General features: G+C 36.1%; 22 protein-coding genes, 1 tRNA gene and 1 pseudogene. 11 read left to right on the top strand and 13 right to left on the bottom strand.

Annotated features, from left to right (window positions below; all coding sequences use genetic code 11):
- Positions 1 to 50 precede the first annotated feature (50 nt).
- On the bottom strand, positions 51 to 581 hold the full coding sequence (locus tag ACTB0X_RS01705; RefSeq protein ID WP_463023247.1) for a biotin transporter BioY: 531 nt from the start codon (positions 579 to 581) through the stop codon (positions 51 to 53).
- Positions 571 to 981 (bottom strand): hypothetical protein, encoded by a 411-nt coding sequence (locus ACTB0X_RS01700; protein ID WP_463023246.1) that lies wholly within the window; start codon positions 979 to 981, stop codon positions 571 to 573. The genes ACTB0X_RS01705 and ACTB0X_RS01700 overlap by 11 nt, the downstream gene beginning before the upstream one ends.
- A gap of 165 nt (positions 982 to 1146) precedes the next feature.
- On the opposite strand from ACTB0X_RS01700, the gene rpmB reads away from it, so the two are divergent.
- The 5 genes from rpmB (at position 1147) to ftsY (ending at position 4309) form a co-directional block, all read left to right on the top strand.
- The gene (rpmB, locus tag ACTB0X_RS01695; RefSeq protein ID WP_463023245.1) at positions 1147 to 1383 is read left to right on the top strand and encodes a 50S ribosomal protein L28; all 237 of its coding nucleotides are present in this window, start codon (positions 1147 to 1149) and stop codon (positions 1381 to 1383) included.
- A gap of 67 nt (positions 1384 to 1450) precedes the next feature.
- Positions 1451 to 2860, top strand: coding sequence for an aminopeptidase P N-terminal domain-containing protein (locus ACTB0X_RS01690; protein WP_463023244.1), 1410 nt, complete (start codon positions 1451 to 1453; stop codon positions 2858 to 2860).
- 79 nt (positions 2861 to 2939) lie between these two features.
- Positions 2940 to 3128 (top strand): 50S ribosomal protein L33, encoded by a 189-nt coding sequence (gene rpmG, locus ACTB0X_RS01685; protein WP_463023243.1) that lies wholly within the window; start codon positions 2940 to 2942, stop codon positions 3126 to 3128.
- Positions 3129 to 3140: 12 nt separating this feature from the next.
- Positions 3141 to 3293, top strand: coding sequence for a DUF4295 domain-containing protein (locus ACTB0X_RS01680; protein ID WP_463023242.1), 153 nt, complete (start codon positions 3141 to 3143; stop codon positions 3291 to 3293).
- A gap of 62 nt (positions 3294 to 3355) precedes the next feature.
- Entirely contained in the window at positions 3356 to 4309 is a 954-nt protein-coding gene (ftsY, locus tag ACTB0X_RS01675; RefSeq protein ID WP_463023241.1) for a signal recognition particle-docking protein FtsY, read from the top strand.
- 74 nt (positions 4310 to 4383) lie between these two features.
- Here ftsY and ACTB0X_RS01670 read toward each other — a convergent pair whose 3' ends face one another.
- Positions 4384 to 5151 (bottom strand): SOS response-associated peptidase, encoded by a 768-nt coding sequence (locus ACTB0X_RS01670; protein ID WP_463023240.1) that lies wholly within the window; start codon positions 5149 to 5151, stop codon positions 4384 to 4386.
- Positions 5152 to 5335: 184 nt separating this feature from the next.
- Between ACTB0X_RS01670 and ACTB0X_RS01665 the strand changes: the two genes are divergently transcribed.
- Complete coding sequence (locus ACTB0X_RS01665; protein WP_463023239.1) at positions 5336 to 5761, top strand: SRPBCC family protein; 426 nt, start codon at positions 5336 to 5338, stop codon at positions 5759 to 5761.
- A 434-nt stretch (positions 5762 to 6195) separates the two neighbouring features.
- On the top strand, positions 6196 to 6915 hold the full coding sequence (locus tag ACTB0X_RS01660) for a hypothetical protein (RefSeq protein WP_463023238.1): 720 nt from the start codon (positions 6196 to 6198) through the stop codon (positions 6913 to 6915).
- Positions 6916 to 6962: 47 nt separating this feature from the next.
- Here ACTB0X_RS01660 and ACTB0X_RS01655 read toward each other — a convergent pair whose 3' ends face one another.
- Positions 6963 to 7859, bottom strand: coding sequence for a glycosyltransferase family 2 protein (locus tag ACTB0X_RS01655; RefSeq protein ID WP_463023237.1), 897 nt, complete (start codon positions 7857 to 7859; stop codon positions 6963 to 6965).
- 8 nt (positions 7860 to 7867) lie between these two features.
- Positions 7868 to 9028 carry a formate-dependent phosphoribosylglycinamide formyltransferase gene (gene purT / locus ACTB0X_RS01650; RefSeq protein ID WP_463023236.1) on the bottom strand — a complete coding sequence of 387 codons (1161 nt, stop codon included), beginning with the start codon at positions 9026 to 9028 and terminating at the stop codon, positions 7868 to 7870.
- A gap of 103 nt (positions 9029 to 9131) precedes the next feature.
- Between purT and ACTB0X_RS01645 the strand changes: the two genes are divergently transcribed.
- The 3 genes from ACTB0X_RS01645 (at position 9132) to ACTB0X_RS01635 (ending at position 10923) form a co-directional block, all read left to right on the top strand.
- Entirely contained in the window at positions 9132 to 9503 is a 372-nt protein-coding gene (locus ACTB0X_RS01645; protein WP_463023235.1) for a CoA-binding protein, read from the top strand.
- Between the two features lie 103 nt (positions 9504 to 9606).
- A complete protein-coding gene (locus tag ACTB0X_RS01640) occupies positions 9607 to 10233 on the top strand; it encodes a YqaA family protein (RefSeq protein WP_463023234.1) in 627 nt (208 codons plus the stop codon).
- A 105-nt stretch (positions 10234 to 10338) separates the two neighbouring features.
- Positions 10339 to 10923, top strand: coding sequence for a hypothetical protein (locus tag ACTB0X_RS01635; RefSeq protein ID WP_463023233.1), 585 nt, complete (start codon positions 10339 to 10341; stop codon positions 10921 to 10923).
- Between the two features lie 69 nt (positions 10924 to 10992).
- Here ACTB0X_RS01635 and ACTB0X_RS01630 read toward each other — a convergent pair.
- The 4 genes and pseudogenes from ACTB0X_RS01630 to ACTB0X_RS01615 form a co-directional block, all read right to left on the bottom strand.
- Positions 10993 to 11493: pseudogene (locus ACTB0X_RS01630) on the bottom strand (peptidylprolyl isomerase); the annotation flags it as partial.
- A gap of 179 nt (positions 11494 to 11672) precedes the next feature.
- Entirely contained in the window at positions 11673 to 12326 is a 654-nt protein-coding gene (locus ACTB0X_RS01625; protein ID WP_463023232.1) for a C40 family peptidase, read from the bottom strand.
- 4 nt (positions 12327 to 12330) lie between these two features.
- Positions 12331 to 13110, bottom strand: coding sequence for a C40 family peptidase (locus ACTB0X_RS01620; protein WP_463023231.1), 780 nt, complete (start codon positions 13108 to 13110; stop codon positions 12331 to 12333).
- A gap of 63 nt (positions 13111 to 13173) precedes the next feature.
- Positions 13174 to 14352 (bottom strand): acetyl-CoA C-acyltransferase, encoded by a 1179-nt coding sequence (locus ACTB0X_RS01615; RefSeq protein WP_463023252.1) that lies wholly within the window; start codon positions 14350 to 14352, stop codon positions 13174 to 13176.
- 145 nt (positions 14353 to 14497) lie between these two features.
- Between ACTB0X_RS01615 and ACTB0X_RS01610 the strand changes: the two genes are divergently transcribed.
- Entirely contained in the window at positions 14498 to 16573 is a 2076-nt protein-coding gene (locus tag ACTB0X_RS01610; RefSeq protein WP_463023230.1) for an HD family phosphohydrolase, read from the top strand.
- Here the strand turns inward: ACTB0X_RS01610 and ACTB0X_RS01605 are convergent.
- The 4 genes from ACTB0X_RS01605 to ACTB0X_RS01590 form a co-directional block, all read right to left on the bottom strand.
- Positions 16570 to 17748, bottom strand: a complete 1179-nt coding sequence (locus ACTB0X_RS01605; protein ID WP_463023229.1) for an ABC transporter permease — start codon at positions 17746 to 17748, stop codon at positions 16570 to 16572. The genes ACTB0X_RS01610 and ACTB0X_RS01605 overlap by 4 nt on opposite strands.
- Positions 17745 to 19148: an ABC transporter permease gene (locus ACTB0X_RS01600; protein WP_463023228.1), complete on the bottom strand. Its 1404-nt coding sequence runs from the start codon at positions 19146 to 19148 to the stop codon at positions 17745 to 17747. Before ACTB0X_RS01600 ends, ACTB0X_RS01605 begins: the two co-directional genes overlap by 4 nt.
- Positions 19149 to 20891: an ABC transporter substrate-binding protein gene (locus tag ACTB0X_RS01595; RefSeq protein WP_463023227.1), complete on the bottom strand. Its 1743-nt coding sequence runs from the start codon at positions 20889 to 20891 to the stop codon at positions 19149 to 19151.
- Positions 20892 to 21461: 570 nt separating this feature from the next.
- Positions 21462 to 21539, bottom strand: a tRNA-Pro gene (locus tag ACTB0X_RS01590).
- Positions 21540 to 21655: the final 116 nt, after the last annotated feature.

The raw sequence follows: 21655 nt of genomic DNA, 5'->3' as shown, positions 1-21655 counted from the left end.
TTTAGTAGGCAGTAAACTTAATTTATTCAACTCAGATTTGAAAAAATTCTTTACCAATCATCTTTTATTTGGTAATAAATGGGAGTAATTAAACTGCCTAAAAGTGATTTTATTACAGCTGCTATTAAAAATGGTTTTAACCCATAAATCCACGCTGTTTGCCAATCTCTGTGAAGATAAACAACAAAAGTTCCTAAGGTCAAAATGATTGCATGTCCGATAAGGAAGGCGATAAAACTTTTTGAAAATGTTTTATCAAATCCTTTCTCTTTCAATTTACCAACCACAGCTGCAGCAATTAAAAAACCAATTAAATAACCTGCAAATGGATTGAAGAAATGCTCATACCCGTATGAACCTCCTGCAAAAACGGGCAAGCCCAAAGCTCCTAATATTAAATATATCGCCACGGCAAAGGTTCCTTCTTTAAACCCCATGGTTATCGCAACGGCCAAAACAGCTAACGATTGTCCCGAAAATGGAATGCCACCTGGTAAACCAAAGCTAATTTGTGCACAGACACATATAAAGGCGACTGCACCAATAATTTTAGCTACGGATAATAATGGTTTATTTTTCACAAGCTTCAGTTTCTTCGGTTGAGAGGCCACTAAACTCAAGTTTAAAGTTTTCTTTTTCTCGAATTTCAATTATTTCTGAATTTGGTTTCAATATTATTCCATTTACTTTTCCTCTAGCTGTTCGCTTAGATTTAATGCAAAAATCTTCTACTACAGAGGTTTCTTGTAAAATTCCGTCCAAATAATAGTCTGCATTGAAATCAACCAAAATTGCTGACTTTTTTAAGTTTTTTATTTTAATTCGCAATTCCATGTCACTGTTTTTATCAAACAATTTAGCTCTTTTCCACTTGTAAGATAAAATAACGTTTTCATTTGAAACCGCTTCATTATATTTGCATTGTGCAAAGCTGGTTAGCGAAACTAGAAGAATTGCCGAAAGGATAAGTGCTTTTTTCATGTGAACTGTGGGTTAAATTTTAGACAAAAATAGTTATTAATGCTAAGTCCTTATAAAATTGGAGATTAAAATGCATTATTTTTTTGTTAGAATGATTGATATGATAAAGAATTATTACATATCTTTGCCGTCCGAAAATAATAGAATTTATTAAAGATATATACGATGTCAAGAGTTTGTCAATTAACAGGAAAAAAAGTGATGGTAGGGAATAACGTTTCTCACTCTAAAGCTAGAACAAAGAGAAAGTTTTATCCAAACTTATTTACTCGTAAATTTTTCAATGAAGTAACCAACGAATGGGTGACTTTGAAAGTTTCTGCTTCTGCGATCAGAAACATCAACAAAAACGGATTGGAAGCTTGTATCAAAGAAGCCAAATTAAAAGGTTTTATGAAGTAAGCTCATAATAATATTTATTAAAAACGTTGTTACCTTAGTAGCAACGTTTTTTTTTGCTTAAAAAATTATGAAAAATATATTCTTCCTCTTCTCCATGTGCTGCACATCTTTATTGGTTGGACAGCAAAGTGATTCAGACATCCATTTATCCCGATATAAATACGATGCTGATGGATTGTCAAAAGCGTTTCATGCCCAAAGACGAGCGGCGTTAAGGGAGAAAATGCAGGAAAATAGTGTGGCTATATTTTTTGCTAATCCAATTAAAAATAGATCGAATGATGTTGATTTTGAATACCATCAAGATCCTAATTTTTATTACCTCACTGGTTTCACTGAGCCAAATGCTGCGCTAATCCTACTGAAAGATTCTATACTGTTGGATTCAAAATGGACATCAGAAGTGTTATGGATTCCAGAACGAGATCCAAAAAGAGAAGTCTGGGATGGCCGTCGATTAGGTCCGCCTTTGGCTGCTGATTATTTGGGAATTCAAACTGTTTATCCGAATACTAATTTTGACCTGAATCCATTCAATTGGAAAAAATATTCGACGGTTTATTTTATTCCTGAAAATTTGAATAAAGTGGATATTAACTCATCCAACAAGTTGCTGCATGAAATGAAAGCGTCATTTCAAAGGGATATAAAATCAAGAAAAGTAAAAAAATCGGAGAAACAGTTGGCGGTTTATATGGCACAACTGAGACAGCTTAAATTGCCTGAAGAGCTCGTGTTAATGCAAAAAGCTATTGACATTACCCTTTCTGCTCAAATTGCATTAATGAAATCGTTGAAAGACGACATGACGGAGTATCAAACCGAAGCGGTAATTGAGTATGTATTTAAGAAAGAAGGTGCGGAATACCCAGGATTTCCATCTATACAGGGCGGTGGAGAGAACAGTTGTGTGCTGCATTATGTAAGCAATCGTAAAAAACTATCAAATGACCATTTGTTAGTAAGTGATGTAGGGGCGGAGTATCGAGGATATACAGCAGATGTCACACGTACATTGCCAGTTGATGGAAAGTTCTCTGAAGAGGAAAAGGCCATTTACAATTTGGTATTGAAAGCTCAAAATGCTGGTATCAGATCGTGCAAAGTTGGCAATCCATTTAAGAGCACACATGAAGCTACAACAGAAATTATAACTGAGGGTTTATTGAAGTTAGGAATCATTAAGGATAAGCGAGAAGTACGTAATTATTTTATGCATGGTACTTCTCATTATTTAGGGTTGGATGTGCACGATTGGGGAACATATGAGAATTTACAAGCGGGTAATGTGATAACTGTAGAGCCTGGAATATACATTTCAGAAGGATCGGATTGCGATCCGAAATGGTGGAACATTGGTGTTCGGATTGAAGATGATATTTTAATCACTGATGGTGAGCCGGTAAACTTATCAGAAGCAGCGCCGAGAACAATTGAAGCAATTGAGGAAATGATGAAAATGGAGGCTGAATTTTAAGTAAAAATAATTTTTCTAAAGGTTGGTTCTTTAAGAGATAATTACTTAAATTTGCCCCCTCTATAAAATAAATAGACCAATGGCAAAAAAAGGTAAAGGAAACAGAATCCAGATCATCATGGAGTGCACAGAGCACAAAGAGAGTGGATTAGCGGGAACTTCTCGTTACATCTCTACTAAAAACAGAAAAAATACTCCTGAGAGAATGGAGCTTAAAAAATACAACCCGATCATGAAGAAGATGACGGTTCATAAAGAAATTAAGTAAAAGTTATTAGTTATGGCTAAGAAAGTAGTAGCATCGTTACAGAAGCAAGGAGCAAAAAGTTTCACTAAAGTTATTAAAATGGTGAAGTCTGAAAAGACAGGATCTTATGCTTTTAAGCAAGAGATTATACTTAACGATAATGTGAACGACTTCTTTAAGAAGTAATCGTTCTTACATAAAATTAATAGCTTCTTTCGTACTGGGGGAAGCTTTTTTTATATACACCTATGGGATTATTTGATATTTTTTCCAAAAAGAAGAAAGAGCACCTCGATGAAGGTCTATCCAAAACAAAAGAAAATTTTTTTGGTAAACTAAGTCGTGCCATTATTGGTAAATCTAAAGTAGATGATGAGGTTTTAGATAACCTTGAAGAAATTTTGGTGACTTCTGACGTCGGTGTTGACACGACATTGAAAATCATTGGTCGAATTGAAGAACGAGTAGCGAGAGATAAATTTGTCAATACATCAGAATTGAATGCGATTCTAAATGAAGAGATCGTAGCCTTATTGGCTGAAAACAATACGTCAGATTATACCCAATTCTCTATTCCAAAAGATAAAAAACCATATGTGATTATGGTGGTTGGTGTAAATGGAGTTGGTAAAACGACTACCATTGGTAAACTAGCGTATCAATTGAAGCAGACTGGTTATAAAGTAGTCTTAGGGGCTGCAGATACATTTAGAGCCGCAGCGGTTGATCAACTGAAAATTTGGGGTGAACGAGTGGATGTTCCAGTGGTGACACAAGGAATGGGTGCAGATCCTGCTTCAGTGGCCTTTGATGCCTTGCAGTCAGCGATCGGACAAGATGCAGATGTTGTCATTATTGATACAGCCGGTCGATTGCACAACAAAGTCAACTTGATGAATGAGTTGAGTAAGATTAAGCGAGTGATGCAGAAGTTAATTCCTGATGCACCGCATGAAATCTTATTGGTTTTGGATGCCTCCACTGGTCAAAATGCCTTTGAACAAGCGAAACAATTTACATTAGCAACTGAAGTAAATGCATTGGCCTTAACCAAACTAGATGGAACCGCCAAGGGTGGTGTGGTGATTGGAATTTCAGATCAATTTAAAATTCCTGTGAAATACATTGGTGTTGGCGAAGGCATTGAGCATTTACAAGTGTTTAATAGAAAAGCATTTGTAGACAGTCTGTTTAGTGAATAAAGAAATAAAGAGATTTGGATTGAGGAAACCCTTTTAGTTGATGTAAATTAGCTGAAAGGGTTTTTTACTTTAGCCTAGTCAAACAAAGTATTCATTTCAGTGTACTCAAACCTTTCAGTTGTTTTTTCAACATTTCCGAGGTAAGATTTGCCTTTTAATTTTCGAACCGTATAGGCGTCCAATTCTCCGTCTGGGGAAGCTTTTATTAGCGAATTAATTGTTTTTTCTGACTCAATTTTAGGGTCTAACCAAATGGCCTCATCAGCTTCAGAAAGAATGAGCGGCATCCGTGCACTTTCAATTTTTGGATTGTTGTGGATTTCACTCATCAGCTTATTGGCTGGAGAAGTCACAATGGAAAAAGTATTGATGACCAATCCATCTTGTTCATTTTTCCATTCGTTCCAGAGGCCGGCTATTGCGAGTGGTTCTTTATTTTTATGAAAGATCAGATGCGGAATTCGTTGTCCACTTCGATAGTGATGTTCATAGAACCCATCGATATAGACAATACATCGGCCATTTTTAGCAGCATCTTTAAAGGAGGGCTTTTCAAAAATAGATTCACCCCTTGCATTTAAAGTGGAGTTCCATAGGTCATTTTTTTGTTTTTCTCCGTTTATCCAATCGGGTACTAATCCCCAATTGGCTATGATAGGAACCGAAGGTGATTGTGCGGTGTAAATAAATAATTTAGGATGATCAAATCCAGATGAATGAAACAAAGGCAAATCAGTCATCGGTGCCATTTGCTCTTCTATTTCGGCAATGACTGATGAATTATTCTCTCTTTTTGCTTTTTTTAATTGGGCATTTAGGCTTGTTTTGATATCGTAGCACATGGGGTTTAAAGATTGAAATCCTGTTATTTAATTCTAAAGTGAATCACTAAAATAAAATTACCTAGAATTCTTTTCATTCACAATTGTGAAATATTTTGATAAGATTTATCCCTAATATTTTAAGATAACCTTTTTAAGTTTACTGATAAACCAATAAATTTACCTGTTTTAAAAATCAATAAAGATGAGCACAAAGATAGTTGTAGAGGCAAATATAAATGCTGAGAAAAAGAATGTTTGGGATTATTGGACGCAACCAAAGCACATCGTAAATTGGAATTTCGCATCTGAAGAATGGCATTGTCCTTCTGCCGAGAATGATTTAAGAGTAGGCGGTAAAATGGTTTCTAGAATGGAAGCCAAAGATGGAAGTTTTGGATTTGATTTTGAAGGAGTTTACGACGAAATTATTGAATTTAAAAAGATTTCATATGCCTTGTCTGATGGCAGAAAGGTAGTGACAACATTCAATGAATTGAATGGCAATGTTCAGGTTTTAACGGAATTTGATGTAGAGGACGAAAACAGTGCAGAACAGCAAAAAGGAGGATGGCAAGCTATCTTAAATAACTTTAAAGCTTATGTGGATGGGCTAGAAAAAAAAGGGTAATTGGATAATGGAATCTATTGATGGTATTGAATTCAACTAATATGAATACTTACTACAACTATAAATGGGGATTTTTAGTTTTCAATTTAGCCATTTGAATAATGAGAATCGAAAAGCCAACTGTGTAAAAAATGAATAGTATTAAGTTGCGATATTTTGATCTTGAGTGATTTGAATCTTAGTTGTGTAAAAATGTAAGCATTAATATTTGAAGGCTTAGAATTGATAAAGAGATGTTTGAAAGATCCTCTATCACTCTAGATTTACAAGAAAATCAACCTATTTAGAGAGAGCTTTAGCATTGGTTAAGATGTTGTTTTCATTATTTTTGGATAAATTGAAACTCTTTCAATTAAAATTGAGTAGAATCTAATTCGTATATTTATGAGCCAGTATTTAGAATAAAATCAAATACTAAACCTTACTATAGAATAATGAAAAAGCTGCTCATTACCTCCCTTTTTACAATGCTCACCGTTTGTGTATTTGCCCAAGAAAGCCAAGTGCCAAACAAAAATAGAATTTCAATTAATTTAGGATCAATGAGTCCTCTAGGAGACTTAGCATCCGATGAAGTAGGTTTTGCAGAAGTAGGATTGGGTTTTAGTATCGATTACGCTATTTCAGTATCTAAAAATGTAGCAGTAACGATGGGCTTCACTTCTGGAAAAATGAAAATGAATGAGGACCTATTTGATCAAAAAAAAGGTGTCAACTCATTTTATATGAATTCAGTAGGTACAGGTAATAGAGATTATAACCTTACTGCATTTGTGGTTGGCGCAGAAGCAAGGACCAATGGAAAACATTATTTTTATTTTAATCCATATTTTGGTAGAGCGAAGTTTATTAATCCTGAACAACATTATAATTTTTATGATGAGTCGAATCCAAATGATGGTCGGACATATGTAAGAATTAGTGTTGTAGAAAAAAGTGCAGTGAGTGTAGTGTATGGTTTTAAAATGGGAGCTAATTTTTCAATTACTGATCATATCGGTATTGGTTTATTTGCCAAATACGATGAGGGACTTTTTAGTTTATCTGGAAAAGATTCTCAAACTATAGATTTTAAAACCGTTGAATACACCAATAATTCTGTTGTAAAATTTAAGTCACTCACTACTGGAATTAGCCTCAACTTTTCGTTTTAAGGCGAAAAGTTTTGATTAAAATGATAGCCTTATTCTAACTTCTTTCACTATTTATTTTCCCTGATACTATCAAAGTACCCTAACTTATAAAAGTCGAATAATTTCAAGCTGCCATATCCTGATTTTAAATAATTTAATGTCAATTTGTGAAACAATTGAAAGCTTATTCGAATAAACTGAAGTGTGGTAGTGTTTTGAATAGAGAAGTAATAATCTAAAAGTCTAACGGATGAAATGAATTCTGGATCATTGTTTAAATTTTTACAAATCCTCTCCAAGTTGATTAACCCCTTTTCAGTTTTATTGATATAGGTCACATTGTTTTCTATATCCCCATTGAATATGGGATTTTCTATGTGAGTAATGGTAATCCCTCGTTTATACAATTCAAAGCCAAATAAGGTGTCTTCATGACCATAATCCTTCAAACTTTCATCAAAAAGGACTGCCTCAAAAATGGTGCGTTTGATTAAGAAATTGTTGGTCATAAAGGATTGATTCGGTTGTTCTTTCCGCTTTTCAATCGAACTGCTTTCTCTGTTTACGCTATATTTCCAATTCAAGTACTGTGCTCTTTCTGGCGGTTCAGAGCTGTTCAGTCTCCCGCCACAAACTACCTGTAGATTTTGCTGAATAGATAGTATGTAATTGGATATGAAGGATTCATTTTGAACTAAAGCATCACAATCCAAGAACAATAAATAGTCAGCAGAAGTGTGTTTCAGAAACCGATTCCTGATTTTTGAACGACCAATATTTTGTTCCAAAACGACGTATCGGTGTTTTGAGGCAACATTAAAATTTAGATGTTGAATAGCTGCATCTGAGGCATCATCAATCAATACAATTTCGATGGGATAACTGATCGCAACAATTTGCTGTTCCAATGCATTTAGCAGAGGTTCTATCCGTTGATTGTATATAGGAATGCAGATGGCTAACATTGGCTCAATTAATCCACTTTTATTTCGTCAGCAATGGCTTTTACCTTTTTTCTTAATGCATCTACATCAGTTCCAACTGAATCGTAAGCGATTCCTATTCCCATTCTTCTATATTGTCGAGTTGTTGGTTTTCCAAAAATTTTAAAGTCTGATTTCGGATAATTTGCAGCTTTTTCTAGGCCAGAATATTCTGGTGTTTTTACTTCATCTTTTTGAAACAGAATTACCGCATTGGCAGCATGTTTTTCTTGAGTAATTTCAGGAATGGGCAAACCCAATACAGCTCTAGCGTGTAATTCAAATTCATTAAAGTTTTGAGATCCGCTTAGCGTCACCATCCCAGTATCATGCGGCCGTGGCGATAACTCACTGAAATAAACGTCTTCGCCTAAAAAGAATTCTACGCCCCAAATTCCTGCTCCTTTCAATTCCGCAGTGACTTTAGCAGCCATGTCTTGCGCAGTTTTTAATTGGGCATCAGAAATGTGCGCTGGTTGCCAACTTTCCATGTAATCTCCTCTTTCTTGTCGATGACCGATTGGCGGACAAAATAGAGTAGGACCATTTTTTTGGGTGACCGTTAATAATGTGATCTCTGAATCAAATTGAATAAAAGCTTCCACAATGACTTCCAATTGATCGCCTCTACCTTTGGTGTTGGCATTGGTCCATGCTGTTTCTATTTCGGATTCAGCTTTAATCGTAGACTGACCTTTACCGGAAGATGACATCAATGGTTTTACCACACATGGCATTCCAACACTACTTACAGCTTCTTTTAGCTCTTCAAGTGTGGTAGCATATCGATAATTAGCGGTTTTTAAACCCAAGTCTTTTGCAGCCAGATCTCTAATCTTTTTACGATCCATGGTGTAATTAGCAGCCTTGGCAGAAGGCACCACTTGAATTCCTTTGGCTTCAAAATCATAAAAAAGGGAAGTCCGAATGGCTTCAATTTCAGGAACGATGATGTTTGGTTGGTGTTTATCTACAATTTTAGTCAATGCTTCTCCATCTAACATATTGATGACTTCAAATCCATCAGCAACTTGCATCGCAGGTGCGTTTGGGTAGCTATCTACTGCAATAACTGTTTGTCCATATCGTTTAGCAGCAATTGTAAATTCTTTTCCTAGTTCACCTGAACCTAACAATAGTATCTTATTCATGAAATTTAAATTTTGTTAAAGTTAGCTCAAATCTGAATAAAAACGGGTGTTTTATGGTGTTGATTTTCTAACTTAGAATGTTAAAACAATTGAAAATAGTGAAATGAGTAAAAGTAAAAAAACAGTAGTAATAGGTGCTTCAACAAATCCATCTCGATATTCATTTCGTTGCATTCATCAATTAATGGCCAATGGGCATGAAGTTGTTCCTATTGGTATAAAAAATGGAGAAGTAAATGGCCTGGAAATAATTAAGGAATTGAAGCCAATTGATGGTGTAGATACCGTTACACTTTATGTTGGACCTTCTAATCAACCAGAGTATTACGATTACATTCTAAACGAATTAAAGCCAAAACGACTCATCTTTAATCCCGGAACAGAAAATTCAGAATTCATGCAAAAAGCATTGGATAGTGGCGTAGATGCCTTTGAAGCTTGTACCTTGGTTATGATGTCAACTGGTCAGTTTTAGTCAACTAATCTGTTTGTAGTCAGTTAACTAAAATTAACTACCAACTAATAGAAGAATAACCCTATTTTTGCAATCGTAATAAATGCCCCTCTCTAATACACACATGAAAAAGGAATCAACAGTCAATCACCGAAGTTTCAAATATAAGATGCATTTGTATCATATATATTACAGACGAACAGGACTTTATCCGTTTTTGTTAAAGCATACTGTCCGGTTTTTAATTGGAATTGGCATCCTTGTGGTTGGTCTATTTGCATTGAATAAATATGTAATTGATGTCGATAGTGCGATGGAATTTATGTTCTCTAGTTTTAGCGATACAGCGATACTTACATTTTTTACACTTTCTGAAATTATACTAGGGTTGATTCCTCCAGACTTATTTATCGTCTGGGCCGGTGGAAAAGAATCTCCTTACACTTTATTATTGCTTTTGGCCTTTTTATCCTACAGTGGTGGTATGATAGCCTATTTTATCGGAAGATATATTGGTAAAATACACAAAGTTCAAAAATACATTCAACACAAATTTCTTTCACATTTTGATTTGATCAGAAAGTGGGGCGGATTTGTAGTCGTTTTCGCTGCATTATTCCCTTTGCCTTTTTCTCCGGTTTGTATGACTGCCGGTATGGTTCGTTATCCATTCCCATTATTGGCATTGTTTGGATTGACACGATTTGCAAGGTATTATATCTATGCAATGGCGCTTTTTAACCTTTTCTAAGCATTCTCTTATTTTATTTATCATTGCTTTTTATTAGCTTAGTAGTTGATAGTATTTTAATTGGTTGATTAATTAAGTATTATTTAAATCACTAACCTGCAACAAATGGAAGATTATAATGATCAAATATTCATAGAACAACTTGAGAATGGAAGGAGTGCCTATAAAAACTTGGCCAGTACTTATGGTCAAATGGTGACCCAAATCAACAATTTGAATACGCGAGTTCGACACCAAATGAACAATATTTCTGAGATTGAAAATGGGTTAGATGCCAATTTGGAAGAAAACAGTATTGAAAAGGTGGGGCAATTCATTTTAGAGGAACTGGAAGTTTTTAATGGCAGTATCAATGAAAATATTGAATTGTTTAAAAAGTGCATTCTCGAATCCTTGGCCTTTTATGTTGAATCATTAAAATACTACAATCAAGAAAAATCGGAGTTTACACAATTGGTGAAGGCTAGAAAAACAGTATTGTTTTTAGGAGTCTTGATGCAGAAGTTTAGAAACAAAGTGATAGGAGTACAAACAGGGTTAAATGTGCTACCAGCTTTCAATGAGAAAATGAGAAAAGAATATAAGGTGTTTGAAAAAAATGCGGTCAAATTAATTGTAGAATTAAAAAGTGCCGAAGCAGAAAGCTTAGAAATCGCGAAATTAATGGAACTTAAAATCCAGCAAAAATAAAAACGTCGAACTCCAAGGGAACTCGACGTTTCTAGTAACTATATCTTATGCTGATTATTTCATCTCTGCAAATACCTTAGCAGCATCAAATGCTTTCGCTTCTTTTCCTACTCTAATTATTTTAATCGTTTCGATTGCATCACCTTGCTGAATGGCATTTACCACATTTTGACCTTCTACCACATAGCCGAATACAGTGTGCTTTCCATCTAACCAAGGAGTTTCGTTGTGTGTAATAAAGAACTGACTTCCATTTGTTCCTCCAGGACCCGAATTCGCCATAGATAGAACCCCTGGCTTGTCATGTTTTAATGTAGCATCAATCTCATCTCTAAATTTGTAACCTGGGTCTCCCATTCCTGAACCAGTTGGATCTCCACCTTGAATCATGAAATTAGGAATTACTCTGTGAAATACGATTCCATCATAAAATGGAACTCCTTTAGCTTTAAAAGTATTTTCAATTGTTCCTTCCGCTAATCCAACGAAATTGGCAACAGTTAAAGGCGTTTTAATGAACTCTAATTGCACTAGTATAGTTCCTTTTGTAGTATTGATTTCAGCAAACAAACCTTCTTCTTTTTTAGCTTCTGCTTTTTCAGGTGCTGGTGTGATTACTTCCAATCCAGCTTTTTCGTTTGTTTTATTTTCTTCCGAAGATTTAGCTCCGCAAGCTACTGTAGCTATGATGATCAAAGCAGTTAAGATAGAGAACGAAATGTTTTTAGTTTTCATAGTGTGTATTAATTTTAAGATTTAATAATTCTACCTCCACAACGGAAGTATTTTTTATAATAGGCCATATTTAAATCGCTGATTACTACTCCCTGTGATGTGGAAGCGTGCACAAATTTACCATTGGTTAAATATACACCAACATGTGATAATTTTCTTTTTCCGATATCAAAAAATACCAAATCACCCTCTTTTAGTTCTTCTAACTTTAATAAAGTGGGAATTGTTTTATGAATTTCAGAGACTCTTCTTGCTAAAGAAACCGAGAATGCATTGGTATATAAAATGCCTGCAAACCCAGAACAATCTGTCCCTGATTTACTTTGACCTCCATATTTATAAGGAGTGCCCATCCATTCATCAATCACTTTATACAGTTCTAGATTTTTGATACTGTCTTGCACTGTGCTTAAAAGTGGCGCGTATTTTTTTCTCAAGTAGGCTAGTGTGTCTTCTGCTTCCTTTTTAATGATGGGAGCTACTGCTTTTTTCTTCTCCTTTTTATCGTCTTTCGCCTTTTTTTTATCATTCTTTTTGGGCAAAGGGGCATCTGCTTTGTCCACTTTGGTGTGCACATTAGCCAATGGCGCTGTCTTTTTACTCACCTGACAAGAGGAGATGAAAAATAGTAGACAACAAACAATCGGATAAAATGCTCTCCAGTTCATACAGTTATATGATTGATTTTATTAATCGAAGTCGGTGGGAGTATCTTTTTGTATCAACATTGTAGATGCCTTGGTGGTCGATTCGGTCAATACGAACCTTCCCTGAAGCGTGAATAATGCGGTTGTTTTCCAACATTATTCCTACATGAATAATGTTGCCTTCATCGTTGTCAAAAAAGGCTAAATCGCCCTCTTCAGCTTCCTCAATGAAGGACAACGTTTGTCCAATTTTAGCTTGAGCGGAGGCATCTCTCGGCAATTGAAGGCCATTTAATTTGTACACCAATTGCACAAAGCCCGAACAATCAATTCCAAAAGGAGAACGACCGCCCCATAAGTAAGGTGCATTCAAATACATAAATGCATTTTCTTTCAATCGAGATTTGGCAGGTTTTTTATCTAATGGATATACATTTCCCTCAAATAAATACGTTTCGTTGGCATTTGAGAATTTGCTTGCTTCATGATTGTACAAATTACTCCCCATTACAATCGGAATAATTTGATCGTCTGAAACACGCTGAGAAACTTGAACCAAGTCAGCAGAAAGTGCAGGTTGTGTTTTCTTTAGTAGTTGAAATTCTTCTTCTTCAATCCAACTAAATTGTTTTGAATCAATATAACATTCGTAATTATCTGGAACCGTTTTGCAACGAAACCAAGATTGCTTTTGCTCATAGACTTTCAATAGTTCACCAAATAAAACTTGGGTTACAATTTCACTTTTGTCTGAAGCTTCTAGACGTCCTGGGACAACACTTAAATTACAAATACCGTATTTCATCAATAAAAGGCTAGAGAAAAAATACGGTCGAATTGAATGAATCCAATTCGACCGTAGAAAAAATTAAATATTTTCGATTACAATGGCAGAAGCACCACCACCGCCGTTGCAAATTCCGGCAGCACCTAGTTTTCCATTGTTTTGTTTCAATACGTTGATCAACGTTACGATGATTCTAGAACCAGAGCTTCCAAGTGGATGACCCAATGCAACAGCACCTCCGTTTACGTTTACTTTTTCAGGATTCAATCCCATTTTTTGATTGTTTGCTATTCCTACAACAGCAAAAGCTTCGTTTAATTCAAAGAAATCAACATCAGCAGTTGTTAAACCAGCCTTTTCGATTGCTTTTGGCATCGCCAAAGAAGGAGCGGTAGTAAACCATTCTGGTGCTTGAGCAGCATCAGCATACCCTCTAATTTTTGCGATTGGTTTCAACCCTAACGCTTCCATTTTTTCTTTACTCATCAACAATAGGGCAGAAGCACCATCATTTAAGGTAGAAGCATTGGCAGCAGTTACCGAACCATCTTTTTGAAATACAGGACGTAAATCTCTGATTTTATCCATTTTTACATTCTTGTATTCTTCGTCCTCAGATACGATGATTGCATCACCTCTTCTTTGAGGAACTTCTACAGGAACTATTTCGTCGTTAAATTTTCCTTCAGACCATGCTTTTGCTGAACGCTCATAAGATGCAATTGTGAAATCATCTTGATCTTCTCTTGAGATATTGCATTCTAATGCACAAAGCTCAGCTGCATTTCCCATGTGATAATTGTTATAGACATCAGTTAATCCGTCTTTAACAAGACCATCGACAACCGTTTTGTTACCCAAACGAGCTCCCCATCTTGTATCTTCCATGTAATAGGGAACCGAAGACATGTTTTCCATACCACCAGCTATTACTACGTCATTGTCACCACACATGATGCTTTGAGCAGCCAACATCACTGATTTCATTCCTGATGCACACACTTTATTTACTGTCGTACAAGGTACATTTTGACCCAAACCAGCAAAAATTGCAGCTTGTCTTGCAGGTGCTTGACCTAAGTTAGCTTGCAATACATTGCCCATAAAAACTTCTTGAACTTCTGAAGCAGAAATTCCGGCTTTGTCAATTGCTCCTTTTATTGCAGTAGCACCCAATTTAGTAGCAGGCACAGATGCCAATACACCACCATAACTTCCCATTGGAGTTCTTACTGCCGATACGATATATACGTCTTTTATCATCATTATTGTTTTAAGATTCTATTCAATAAATTCATTGCGAAATTAATTATTTAAGTTCTATTAGAGAAACCTTTTCTAATTGAATGATTGCACTTGGTTTAATTGAATTGTATTACTTTCGTAGTATCAAAAATAGAGGTGCATGAAACAATTGTTGAATTTTTTTAGAGATCAATACGATGGATTTTTTAAGTTATTCATATTCATAGCTGCTATAGTTGTTATTGTATTCATATTCCCTAAGGAAGCAAAGTTTAAATACGAGTTTCAGAAAGGAAAACCATGGGGGCATTCTGACCTGATAGCAACCTTTGACTTTCCGATTTATAAACCTGCTGAGAAATTAGCCAAGGAGCGAGAAGAGCTTGAACAGAATAAGAAATTATACTTTAAGGTAGATACGGCTGTTGTTGATAAGGTTACTAAAAAAATAAGTGAGCAATTATCACAAGAATTTGAGAAAGGAGAATTTGCTTTTAATTCAAAAGAATTGTTTTTGAATCAATTAAAATCGGTTCAAGAGGAAGTTTCCACAATCTATAAGAAAGGCGTCGTTCAGCTGACTCCTTCCATAGAAAACAAATCGGAGGATTATTCTATAGAGTTGATAGAAGGGAATTTAGTTTCTTCCAAAGAACTGCGTGAGTTGTTTACGGCGAGAACTGCATATGCAGCATTTGACGAAAGTTTGAATGAACTTGAAAAGAGCTTTAAATCTGCGGCATTGCTCTATTTTGAAGAAGTGTTGGAACAAAATATCTTTTTTGATGAGGCCACAACAAATCAGATCTATCAGGAAAGTATTCAAAAAATATCACTGACAGAAGGGTTAGTGGTGCGGGGCGAAAGCGTCATCTCTAAAGGAGAAATTGTTGATGGTAAAAAGTTGCAGATGATTCAATCGCTCAAAATGGAGTTTGAAAATCAAGTGGGTGGAGGAAATCAGTTCTATTATATCCTTTTCGGGCAAGTATTGTTGGTGGCATTGGTCCTCTTATTATTGGCTCTTTACCTCTTTTTATTTCGTAAGAAGATTATTTCTAGTGATTTGCAATTGAGTTTCTTGCTGCTATTAATTGTATTGTTTGTGCTAGGCGCTGAAGTGTCATTGAGCATTGATGTATTTAGCATTTATTTGGTGCCATTTTGCATGTTGCCCATTATCGTTCGTACATTTTTCGATACTCGGACCGCCTTGTTTACTCATTTAGTGACGATTCTAATTGTCGGATTTATTGCCCCAAACCCCTATGAATTTATCTTAATCGAAATGCTCACAGGAATTGTGACCATTTTTAGTGTGTTGAGCTTAAAAAACAGAAGTCAATTATTTATATCATCGGCTATTATTTTTGCAATCTACAGTGTTTGTTTTTTTGGAATTAGCATTGTTCAGGAAGGAGACATTGCGACGATCAATTACAATGCAATTGCCTGGTTTTTGGGGAGTGCCATGTTGACTTTGTTTGCTTATCCATTGATTTATGTTTTTGAAAAACTGTTTGGATTTGTTTCAGAAGTCACCTTATTGGAAACTGCCGATACCAATAATAAGTTGTTGAGGCAGCTAAATTTAAAAGCACCAGGTACTTTTCAGCATTCATTGCAGGTCGCTAATTTAGCAGAAGAAGCCATTCGAGCCATTGGCGGGAATTCATTGCTGGTTAGGGTAGGCGCATTGTATCATGACATTGGTAAAATGAATGCTCCCATGTACTTTATCGAGAATCAAGCGACTCACATCAATCCACATGATGAATTGAGTCCAGAAGAGTCGGTGCAGATTATTATCAATCATGTAAAAGACGGAATTAAGATTGCTAAAAAATATAAATTACCGGATATCATAATTGATTTTATTCGAACCCATCACGGAACGAGTAAGGTGCGTTTTTTCTTGATGAATTACAAAGATCAAAACCCCGATATTGAAATCAATGAAGATGATTTTAGATACCCAGGGCCGATACCTTACTCCAAAGAAACTTCGGTCTTAATGATGGCGGATTCTGTAGAAGCGGCTTCTAGAAGTTTAAAAGTGTACGACACAGAAAGCATTGAAAAGTTGGTGGATGGAATTATTCAAAATCAAATCGACGAAGGTCAGTATGCCAATGCCGACATTACTTTTAAAGACATCAGTACTATTAAGAAGATGTTTAAGAAGAAGTTAATGAATATTTATCATGTTCGGATAGCTTATCCGGATCCAGATTAATTTCGATTTCGGTCCTCGATTACCGTCGCTAATCGATTGAAAAGGTAGAGTGTCATAAATATCGCTAAGCCTGGGAATACGGCCAACCACCATGAAGAAGGGCTTTTTCGAGCTTCTGATAGTATACTGCCCCAACTGACTTCTTCGGCAGAAATTCCAATGCCGATGAATGAGAGTGTAGATTCCATAAGAATGGCACCGGCAATCCCAAAAACAATAAAGACACTAGCAGATTGTATGGAAAGCGGAAGCACATGTTTGAATAAAATTCGTGCATTTGAATAGCCTAAGGCTTTGGCTGATTCTACAAAAGGTTTGTTCTTCACTTTGAGTACTTCAGCTCTGCTGTATCGCGCTATATTGGTCCAAGCTAAAAGTCCGATAATGCCAATAATGTTCCATGCAGATGGTTGGACTAAAGCCGCTAAACTAATGACTAAGAACAATACAGGAACTGATTTTACAATTTCTATTATTCGACTAATTAGTAAATCGATGGGGATGGTAACGAGTCGTTTAAGTTTTAAAATTTGATGCAAATACTGACTAATGTATAAGCAAATGGTAATTGATAAGGCTATGAAAGCAAGGTTGATCACTGCGATTTGAACCAAAGAAAAGGTGGTCGAGTCTACAGAGAATGTGCTTTGATGAAAACCATAGAAGTAGCCGATAAAAATAGAAATAGGTAATAGAAGGATATTGATCCAAGTAACCTTTAGCGAATTATCACCAAAAAAGCCCGCTATTGCACCCCAAAATAATCCAATTATCGAAGCGATGAGCATTGAACCAATTCCAATAAAAAGCGCCAGTTGAGTACCATGAATAATTCCTGAAAGGATGTCTCTTCCTAATTCATCTGTGCCTAGCCAATGGCGGTATCTTAAGCTCTCCACTTGCTGACTTTCAAATGGGCTTGCAGATTTCACATTGTTGTAATCTAAAGACTGGGGCGAGTAGGGAACAAGCGCCATTATTTTCCAATCGTAGGATTCTTGGATCAACATTGGGTTGTGGTCTCCTAAAAAAGGCAGGACTAATTCGCCTTTTTTGGAAGCGAATAGTGGGCGATCATTTGCAATAAAATTGGCCAATAGACCGACTAAAAAGAGGCCAATTAATGACCAAAACAAAACAGGAGATGAGTGGCGTATATAGTTGATTAGTTTCATACAGCCATTTGTTTAGATAATGAAACTCTTTTGTCAAACTTTAGATATAATAAATCTGATACCAATGTTCCGACTAAGATTAAAACTGCACTAATCATTAGAATGCTAAAGACTACGGGGTAATCGCGCAATGCGATGGAATCGAGTAATAACTTTCCTATACCGGGGATGGCAAAAATGTATTCAATGACAAATGAGCCAGAGATTAAAGCAGGAAATAGGTTTCCAAATTGAGTGATCAATGGAAAGGCCGCATTTTTAAACGCATGTTTCCAATAGATTTGTTTTTCGCCCAATCCTTTCGCCCTAGCAGTTCGAATGTAATCCGAGGATAGTTCATTTAATACTGATCGTTTGGTTTGTTCACTGATATAGGCAATGCCAGAGTAGGACCAACAAATGACAGGTAATACTAAATGATAAGCCAAGTCCATGAATTCAGAAAAAGTAGATTCGTGATGATCAAAAAGTCCAAGTCCATAACTCGGGAAAATTGGAAAATACTCATAACTCGCCAAGAAAATAATGAGCAAACTAGCTAACCAGAAAGATGGGATGGAGTGGATGCTGAATAAAGTTGTTGAAATAATTCGTTCAACGGGACTGTTGTGTTTTTTGGCGCTGTATACGCCCAATGGAATCCCAATAGAGTAGCTGAGCAGTATTGATATCAAACTAATGATCAGCGTCCATTTTAAAGCGGTTCCTATCTTTAATCCCACGGGTTTGCGATCTCTGTAAGACGTTCCAAAATCACCCGAAAAGAAATCGGCCATCCAATAGCTGTATTGATTCTCACTTCCATACCAAATGAATTGAGGGATATATCTTGCCAAAATATCACTGTTGGAATTTAATTTAAGAATATTGTATTCGAGCATTTTAAAAGAAAAGGAAAGGTTGTCACTCTTTGGTGAAAATTTAAAAGCAATCAATTGTTGCATCAATTGCTCAGTTGAGTTTTGTCTTTTTAGTTCCTCAATGAGGTGCAATATTTTATTCTTCTCTTGAGAGTTATTGGAATAGGCGTCATTAATTACCCTTTCAATTGCCTGGTGATACTCGTTTACATCCGACCAATTGCCACTTTGAAAAGCAATCTTAGAAAGATGCTGCTTCATTTCATGATCTTTAATCCGATACAACGTGTCCGATTGGGTTTGATCAGTAATTGTAAAATAGAAAGGCGGTAAATCTAAATGAAAATGTTTCCTAATGGTAGCTATTTTCGCTTCAATGTTGGCTCTAGAAACATCGTTTTCCATATCAAACGTTCGTTCATCGAGAATCATTCTCATAGGATCGCCTGGCGTGTTGATGCTAATGAAGAACACGATTAACGAGATACCTATAAAAGTAGGAATCGCAAGAAGAATACGTTTGATTACATATTGCAGCATTTATTCACTGAGTTTGAATCCAGGTGCCCAAAACCCTGGTCGCATGGACGATAAAGAATAATTGGTGAATTTTTTTGATATAATCATGCGCTCCAATGGGGCATAAAGAAAAATGTAAGGTACTTCTTCGTGCACGATTTCTTGAAAACGGTAGTTGAGCTTTAGTCGAATGGCTGGATCTGTTGTTTTGTTTAACGAATCAATGATTTGATCTACCTCAGTTGAATTGAAGCCGATGTGGTTACCGCCAGTTGTGATGGCATTTGAATGAAACGTATTTTCATGGTTCCGTGGAAGAGGAGGGAATACTTTGCCAGTAAAGTATAAATCAAAATTACTGTTTCGCACGTTTTCTAAATAAATGGACCACTCTAATTCCTTCAAAGTGATTTTAATCCCCACTTTAGCGGCGGCTTCTTTTAAGATTAAACCGATCATCTTTCTACTTTCATTCCCTGAATTAAAAAGGAAATCTAGCTCAAAAGTTGACTTTATACCATTCAACGTATTGTTTAAAACACCGTCTCCATCTAAATCTTTCCAACCTTCCTTTGCGAGGTATTCTTTCGCTTTTTCAAGGTCAAACGGATAAGGAATGATGTTTTTATTGTATTGCTTTTCGAATTTTAATGGCAGTGGGCCAACTACTCTTTCTCCCAAACCATAGGCTACAATATCTATTATTTTATCCACATCAATTAGGTGAGCCAATGCTTTTCGGTTATTTTTTTTGCTCAATATTGGGTGATTTAGATTTAATCCAATGGAATAATAGGCCAAGATCTCACTCGTCAAAAAGTTGAATTTCGTTTCGAACAGTGGATTTTTAGACATGGCAGTAAATTCTTTGGGTGTTACTCCTCCAATGAGGTCGATATTTCCATTTTTGAGCGCTGCAAGGGCAGTCGTCTCATCAGGAATAACGTGAATAATTATTTTATCCACGTTAGCCGTCAGTTCTACGCCTTCATCTTTGATCTCATTTGCCCACCAATCTTTCTTTTTTTCTAGTTCAATTCTACTTTCGCTATTGAGGAGGGTCAGTTGGTAGGGCCCTGATCCACTGATGTATTTTGGATTGATTTTATATTCAAAGTCATTTACTTGATTCAGAAATGCAATCATACTGCTGTCTTCTGCCAATGAATCGCGGTGAGCAGCAATTTGCTTTACGGTAAGCTGATTCAAATAATTGGTACTGTCGTATAAGTATTGTGGAATAAAACTAATGTCTCCACAATGAAACTCTCCGGAGACTAAATCTCCCGTAGTATAGATGTAGAATCCATTTGGATCGGATGGGTCATATTTAAAATCGATGATGGTTTCGTTAAATGAGTTCATCAAAAACCCTTCAGGATTTGGTATGATGTTCATTTTGATGGCAAATTCTGCATCTTTAGCGGTAATGGATTGGCCATTGTCCCACTTTGCTTCTTTTCGTATTCGATAGTAGTAAGAAATAGTTCCGCTATCCGACATGGCCACCCTTGGCAGGGAGTCAGCCAATAGAGGGGTTAATTCCAACGTTTTAAAATCAATAACTGTTAGCGTCTGGAAAATGTAGGTCGCTATATTTCCAGATAATTCATCGTTGAATAAGATGGGGTGGATGGTGCTTGCACCTGCGCTTTCTCTAATGTTTAATACAATTTCAGTTGGTGGTGGGGTAGAAGTGTTGCAGGATTGAAATGCTGCAGAGAAAAATAAGATGGAAATAAACGATGAGAGAAACTTGAACATAAGAAATAGCAATTGGTAGACTACAAATATAATTGATAGAGGAGATAAGGCAAGTATATTTTTAATAAATAGGATTACTATAGAGTGAGTAATTATTGCATTGTTTTCAAGACTAGTGTAAGTGAAATAAGGGATATTTCGAGATTGATCTTCCTTTAGCCGATTAATTCTGTATGGTTTTTTCAGCCAGAGTAGCCTCTAAAAAGTACATTGAGTGGAATGAATGTGCCCCTCGATACTATTAATTCAGGCACACAATGGTTTAGCTGAAAGTAAAATTGAATTGCCAGAATTAACCACTCGGGGTGCTTTCATTTTGTATCGAAATGTACTTTTTATCTTTTTTATTTTTGTTCGATTCTTGTGCGAGCACAAATCGTGATATAAATAAACATTCGGGGTGGCAGGGTTGGCCTCCTTGCAGTCGGCCCATCCTGTATTGGGGTTGCCACAAGAAAAGCCAAATCTGTTGCACAGATTTTTGTCTTTTTTATTTTTGTTCTATGCTTGTGCGAGCACAAATCGCCCAAAAACAAAAAAGCCTTCTATCTTTCGATAGAAGGCTTTTCTTGGTCGGGGTGGCAGGATTCGAACCTGCGACCTCCTGCTCCCAAAGCAGGCGCGATGACCGGACTACGCTACACCCCGATTTAGTTTTAAAACAGTTTTCTCTGTTTTTTTTCTTTTAAGCTTAATCCGAGCCTGCTACCTTTCCGCCTTTTGCGGAACGCGATGACCGGACTACGCTACACCCCGATTTAATT

The organism is Acidiluteibacter sp. (assembly GCF_055129545.1).
Note: the sequence above shows the minus strand (reverse complement) of the source record. Positions and strands in the feature narration are given on the sequence as shown.

Excerpts from the sequence above, each read along its gene's own strand:
- ACTB0X_RS01700 (WP_463023246.1), bottom strand. The coding sequence starts at position 981 with ATGAAAAAAGCACTTATCCTTTCGGCAATTCTTCTAGTTTCGCTAACC.
- rpmB (WP_463023245.1), top strand. The coding sequence starts at position 1,147 with ATGTCAAGAGTTTGTCAATTAACAGGAAAAAAAGTGATGGTAGGGAAT.
- ACTB0X_RS01690 (WP_463023244.1), top strand. The coding sequence starts at position 1,451 with ATGAAAAATATATTCTTCCTCTTCTCCATGTGCTGCACATCTTTATTG.
- rpmG (WP_463023243.1), top strand. The coding sequence starts at position 2,940 with ATGGCAAAAAAAGGTAAAGGAAACAGAATCCAGATCATCATGGAGTGC.
- ACTB0X_RS01680 (WP_463023242.1), top strand. The coding sequence starts at position 3,141 with ATGGCTAAGAAAGTAGTAGCATCGTTACAGAAGCAAGGAGCAAAAAGT.
- ftsY (WP_463023241.1), top strand. The coding sequence starts at position 3,356 with ATGGGATTATTTGATATTTTTTCCAAAAAGAAGAAAGAGCACCTCGAT.
- ACTB0X_RS01670 (WP_463023240.1), bottom strand. The coding sequence starts at position 5,151 with ATGTGCTACGATATCAAAACAAGCCTAAATGCCCAATTAAAAAAAGCA.
- ACTB0X_RS01665 (WP_463023239.1), top strand. The coding sequence starts at position 5,336 with ATGAGCACAAAGATAGTTGTAGAGGCAAATATAAATGCTGAGAAAAAG.
- ACTB0X_RS01660 (WP_463023238.1), top strand. The coding sequence starts at position 6,196 with ATGAAAAAGCTGCTCATTACCTCCCTTTTTACAATGCTCACCGTTTGT.
- ACTB0X_RS01655 (WP_463023237.1), bottom strand. The coding sequence starts at position 7,859 with ATGTTAGCCATCTGCATTCCTATATACAATCAACGGATAGAACCTCTG.
- purT (WP_463023236.1), bottom strand. The coding sequence starts at position 9,028 with ATGAATAAGATACTATTGTTAGGTTCAGGTGAACTAGGAAAAGAATTT.
- ACTB0X_RS01645 (WP_463023235.1), top strand. The coding sequence starts at position 9,132 with ATGAGTAAAAGTAAAAAAACAGTAGTAATAGGTGCTTCAACAAATCCA.
- ACTB0X_RS01640 (WP_463023234.1), top strand. The coding sequence starts at position 9,607 with ATGAAAAAGGAATCAACAGTCAATCACCGAAGTTTCAAATATAAGATG.
- ACTB0X_RS01635 (WP_463023233.1), top strand. The coding sequence starts at position 10,339 with ATGGAAGATTATAATGATCAAATATTCATAGAACAACTTGAGAATGGA.
- ACTB0X_RS01625 (WP_463023232.1), bottom strand. The coding sequence starts at position 12,326 with ATGAACTGGAGAGCATTTTATCCGATTGTTTGTTGTCTACTATTTTTC.
- ACTB0X_RS01620 (WP_463023231.1), bottom strand. The coding sequence starts at position 13,110 with ATGAAATACGGTATTTGTAATTTAAGTGTTGTCCCAGGACGTCTAGAA.
- ACTB0X_RS01610 (WP_463023230.1), top strand. The coding sequence starts at position 14,498 with ATGAAACAATTGTTGAATTTTTTTAGAGATCAATACGATGGATTTTTT.
- ACTB0X_RS01605 (WP_463023229.1), bottom strand. The coding sequence starts at position 17,748 with ATGAAACTAATCAACTATATACGCCACTCATCTCCTGTTTTGTTTTGG.
- ACTB0X_RS01600 (WP_463023228.1), bottom strand. The coding sequence starts at position 19,148 with ATGCTGCAATATGTAATCAAACGTATTCTTCTTGCGATTCCTACTTTT.
- ACTB0X_RS01595 (WP_463023227.1), bottom strand. The coding sequence starts at position 20,891 with ATGTTCAAGTTTCTCTCATCGTTTATTTCCATCTTATTTTTCTCTGCA.